The organism is Kitasatospora sp. NPDC091257 (assembly GCF_044757675.1).
Taxonomy (GTDB): Bacteria; Actinomycetota; Actinomycetes; order Streptomycetales; family Streptomycetaceae; genus Kitasatospora; species Kitasatospora lactacystinica.
This window is the reverse complement of sequence record NZ_JBIVVI010000664.1, coordinates 1-5,105: the sequence shown is the minus strand read 5'-3', so window position 1 is coordinate 5,105 and position 5,105 is coordinate 1. Positions and strand designations below refer to the sequence as shown.

The 5,105-nt window shown below is 69.4% G+C and carries 2 protein-coding genes; both read right to left on the bottom strand.

The genetic code is table 11. The annotated features are described in order from the left end of the window. Window positions 1-355 precede the first annotated feature (355 nt). The gene (dnaE, locus tag ACIQOV_RS26825; RefSeq protein WP_401052670.1) at window positions 356-3,889 is read right to left on the bottom strand and encodes a DNA polymerase III subunit alpha; all 3,534 of its coding nucleotides are present in this window, start codon (window positions 3,887-3,889) and stop codon (window positions 356-358) included. A gap of 137 nt (window positions 3,890-4,026) precedes the next feature. Next, window positions 4,027-5,105 (bottom strand): hypothetical protein (locus tag ACIQOV_RS26820; RefSeq protein WP_401052667.1); only part of this gene is annotated, 1,079 nt, incomplete at its 5' end.

The following is a 5,105-nucleotide window of genomic DNA, read 5'->3' as shown; positions in this document are numbered from 1 at the left end:
GCCCCCACCCAGATCGGTCATCGATCCCCTTAACCGACGGTGACGACCGGAGGATCGAACCGGCCGCCCGGGACGACGCGGTCCCGGCTGATTCTCGAACCGGCGTGCTAGCGCAGCGCCTGGAGGGAGACGTTACCGTACCGCAGCCTTACCCCCGCCCGGGCGGACGCACGGTCGGTGAGCGATCTCACCGACGGCACACGACACCGTTACGGTGCCCCCGACACCGTCACGGCCGTCCCGCCGGGCCTGGGCGGCGGCACCTGAGCCAGAGCCCCCGGGAGGGGCTCCTCCCCGGACACGAAAGGCCCGGGGCGCCCACCGCGACGGGTGCCCCGGGCCTTTCGCCTCCGCGCTAACCCGCCAGACAGCTCGGCCCGAGCAGCTGCTTCAGGTCCCCGAACAGCGCCGGGTCCGACTTCACCCGGTGCCGGTCCAGTCGCAGCACCGTGGTCTTGTTGCGGCCCTCCAGCCGCACCCGCACCTCGGTGGTGCCGCGGTGGCTGCCCAGCACCTCACCGAGCCGGGCCACCAGCGGCGGGGTGACCTTCCCGCTCGGGATGTTGATGACGATCGGCGCCTCGGCGTGCGCGTTCGACAGGTCGGGGACGGACAGCTCCATCCCCATCAGCCGCGGCACGTCCTCCCGCTTGTCCAGCTTGCCGCGCACGAAGACGACGGCGTCCTCGACGAGCTGCGAGGAGACCAGCTGGTAGCTGGCCGGGAAGAACATGCAGTCGATCGAGCCCGCGAGGTCCTCGACGGTCGCGATGGCCCAGGCGTTGCCCTGCTTGGTCATCTTCCGCTGGAGGCCCGAGATGATGCCACCGATGGTGATGATCGTCCCGTCCGGCCGCTCCGCGAGGTCCGCGACCGCGCAGTCCGCCTTGTCGGCGAGCACGTGCTCGATGCCGTGCAGCGGGTGCGAGGAGACGTACAGGCCGAGCATCTCCCGCTCCTGGGTGAGCAGGAAGGACTTCTCCCACTCCTCCTCGGAGAAGACGACGTCCAGGCCGAAGCTCGGCTCGTCCGCGGTGGCGTCGCCGCCGAAGAGGTCGAACTGCCCCTCGGCCTCCTTGCGCTTCACGCCGACGACGTTGTCGATCATCGGCTCGAACTGCGCGCTCAGGCCCTTGCGGGTGTGGCCGAGCGAGTCGAAGGCACCGGCCTTGATCAGCGATTCGACGGTCCGCTTGTTGCAGACCACCGACTCCACCTTGTCCAGGAAGTCGGGGAAGGACGCGAACTTCCCCTTCGCCTTCCGGGTCCGGATCATCGAGTCGACCACCGGCCCGCCGACGTTGCGGATGGCGGTCAGGCCGAAGCGGACCAGGGTGTCACCGTGCGGGGTGAAGTCCGAGTCCGACTCGTTGACGTCCGGCGGCAGCACCTGGATGCCCATCTTGCGGCACTCGTTGAGGTAGACCGCGGACTTGTCCTTGTCGTCCTTGACGGAGGTGAGCAGGCCGGACATGTACTCGGCCGGGTAGTTGGCCTTGAGGTAGGCCGTCCAGTACGAGACCAGCCCGTAGCCGGCGGTGTGCGCCTTGTTGAACGCGTAGCCGGAGAAGGGGACGAGGACGTCCCACACGGCCTGGATGGCCGCGTCGGAGTAGCCGCGCTCGCGGCATCCCTTCTGGAAGGGGACGAACTCCGCCTCCAGGATCTCCTTCTTCTTCTTGCCCATGGCCCGGCGCAGCAGGTCCGCCTGTCCGAGCGAGTAGCCGGCCAGGATCTGCGCGGCCTTCTGCACCTGCTCCTGGTAGACGATCAGGCCGTACGTCGGCCGGAGCACCTCCTCCAGGGGCTTCTCCAGCTCCGGGTGGATCGGGGTGATCTCCTGCTGGCCGTTCTTGCGCAGCGCGTAGTTGGTGTGGGAGTTGACGCCCATCGGGCCCGGACGGTACAGCGCCAGAACGGCGGAGATGTCCTCGAAGTTGTCGGGCTTCATCAGGCGCAGCAGCGAGCGCATCGGCCCGCCGTCGAGCTGGAAGACGCCGAGCGTGTCGCCGCGGGCGAGGAGTTCGTAGGTCGGCTTGTCGTCGAGCGGCAGCTTGAGCAGCTCGATCTTCTCGCCCTTGTTCTTCTCGATCGCCTTGACGGCGTCGTCCATGATCGTCAGGTTGCGCAGGCCGAGGAAGTCCATCTTGAGAAGGCCGAGGCCCTCACAGGTCGGATAGTCGAACTGCGTGATGGTGACGCCGTCGGTGTGCCGGGTCCAGACCGGGATGTGGTCGGTCAGCGGCTCGGCGGACATGATGACGCCGGCGGCGTGCACACCGGGCTGGCGGATCAGGCCCTCGATGCCGCGCGCGGTGTCGATGACCTTCCGGACGTCCGGGTCGGTCTCGTACAGCCCGCGGATCTCGCCGGCCTCGCTGTAGCGCGGGTGCGAGGAGTCGGTGATGCCGGAGAGCGGGATGCCCTTGCCCATGACGTCCGGCGGCATCGCCTTGGTGATCCGGTCACCCATCGCGTACGGGTAGCCGAGGACGCGCGAGGAGTCCTTGATGGCGGCCTTCGCCTTGATGGTGCCGTACGTGACGATCATGGCGACCTTGTCGGATCCCCACTTCTCCGTCACGTAGCGGATCACGTCACCGCGCCGGCGCTCGTCGAAGTCGATGTCGACATCGGGCATGGAGATGCGCTCGGGGTTGAGGAAGCGCTCGAAGATCAGGCCGTGCGGGATGGGGTCGAGGTCGGTGATGCCCATCGCGTACGCGACCAGCGAGCCGGCCGCCGAACCACGGCCGGGACCCACCGCGATGCCCTGGCTCTTGGCCCACATGATGAAGTCGGCGACCACGAGGAAGTACGCCGGGAACCCCATCTGGATGATGGTGTCCATCTCGTACTCGGCGAGCTTCTTGTGCTCCTCGTCGTACCCGTTCGGGAAGCGCCAGTCCATGCCCTTCCACACCTGGGACTTGAAGAAGTCCGCCTCGGACTCGAAGCCCTCCGGGATGGGGAAGCGGGGCATCAGGTTCTTGAACTTGAACATGCCCTCGGTGTCGACCCGGGAGGCGACGAGGAGCTGGCTGTTGCGGCAGCCCTCCTGCCAGGCGTCCGAGGAGTCGAGGGCGTACATCTCGGCGGCGGACTTGATGTAGTAGCCGGTGCCGTCGAAGCGGAAGCGGTCCGGGTCGGAGAGGTTCTTGCCGGTCTGGACGCAGAGGAGGAGGTCGTGCGCGCCGGCGTCGGCCTCGGTGGTGTAGTGCGAGTCGTTGGTGACGACCGGGGGGATGTTGAGCTTCCTGCTGATCTCCAGCAGCCCGTCGCGGACCCGCTTCTCGATGTCGAGGCCGTGGTCCATCAGCTCCAGGAAGTAGTTCTCCTTGCCGAAGATGTCCTGGTAGTCGGCGGCGGACTTCAGGGCCTCGTCGACCTGGCCGAGGCGCAGCCGGGTCTGCACCTCGCCGGAGGGGCAGCCGGTGGTGGCCATCAGGCCGCCGGACAGCTCCGCGATCAGCTCCTTGTCCATCCGGGGCCACTTCACCAGCCAGCCCTCGGCGTAGGAGCGCGAGGTCAGCTTGAAGAGGTTGTGCAGGCCCTCCTTGTTGCGGGCCCAGATGGTCTTGTGGGTGTACGCGCCGGACGCGGAGACGTCGTCCCGCTTCTGGTGCGGCTGGCCCCACAGGATGCGCTTGGTGTTGGAGCGGGACTCCGGGGCGACGTACGCCTCGATGCCGATGACGGGGGTGATGCCCGCGTCGGTCGCCTGCCGGTGGAACTCGGCGGCGCCGTACATGTTGCCGTGGTCGGTCATCGCCACGTGGGTCTGCCCGAGGCGCTCGACCTCCTTGAACATCTGCTTCAGCCGGGCGGCACCGTCCAGCATCGAGTACTCGGTGTGGACGTGCAGATGCGCGAACGGCTGATCGCTCAAGGCGGGGCCTCCGGAGGCTCTGGTGCTGGTCTGGTGGGCCGGCGAACGCGCAGGTCACAGGGGATGCCCTGGAAATGGATGTGGCCCGGAGCACCTCTCGGGGCCCGGACCACCACTCACGCGTTCACGCGTCTACTTTAGCCCCCTCGAACGCCTTCCCACGCGTCGCTCACGGCTCTCCCGGCCACCCCGGCGAGTCGCGCCCCGGCGGCCTCACGGACCTCCGGCTCCTCCATCGGATCGTCCCGCAGACGGGCGAGGCGGTCGCGCACGTCGGGCCGGTCGGGGGCGTGCTCGACGCCCAGCAGACGGGCTCGCGGCTCGCAGTCCCACAGCGACTCGGTGTACGCCCCGGCCAGGCCGGCGGCTCCCATCGCCGCCAGCGCCTCCAGGTAGGCGGGGCGCTCGTACGAGTGCGGGGTCGCGAGCCAGAAGCGGCGCAGCAGGGAGACGGCACCGGCCGCCTCCGGCCCGAAGCGGGCGAGACCGCGCGCGAGATCGTCCGGGCCGCACCAGGACCGGTCCACCCACCGCCGCTCCAGTTCGGCGATCAAGGTCGACACGTCCCCCTCGCCACCGTGAGCGGCCAGCACCGCGTAGCCGATCTCGGCCAGCCACGCCTGCTCCGAAGCCGCCCACTCCCGGGCCGCCGGCACGGCCTGCTCGGCCAGCCGCTCGACGGCCTTGCCCAGCAGCGGCAGCGGTCGGGTTCCGTCGGAGGCGCCGAGGCCGGGAACCAGCAGGATCAGCTCGGGCTCGGGCGGGCGGAGCGAGAGGGCCACGAGAGCGGAGATCCTGGCTCCCTCGGGCGCCGCCGGATCGCGCAGCAGGGCCAGCAGGCTCGCACTGTCCCGCTCCGGGTACGGATCCGGCCGCCGCACCGGGCGGCACACGGGCGACTCGTCCTCCTCCGGAACGAAGTCCGGCAGCGCCGCCCGGGCGTCCGCCGAGCCGGCGAGCACCAGCAGTTCCAGCACGCTGGTGGCCCGGTTACGGGTGTCCTCGTCCTGGGCCGTCGCCATCTCGACCACGGGTCCGAGCGGGAGTTTCAGGTCCCGGATCAAGCGGGCGAGGTACAGGTGTCGGTCATCCACCTGCGAGTCCCAGCGCCAGTCCCAGCGGATACATCCGTAGACCAGGTCGGCGACCGAGGAGCGGTCCGCGGCGGCTACCAGTACGCCCTGCCCCCGGCCGCGCTGGAGGAGGCCGAGGAGGG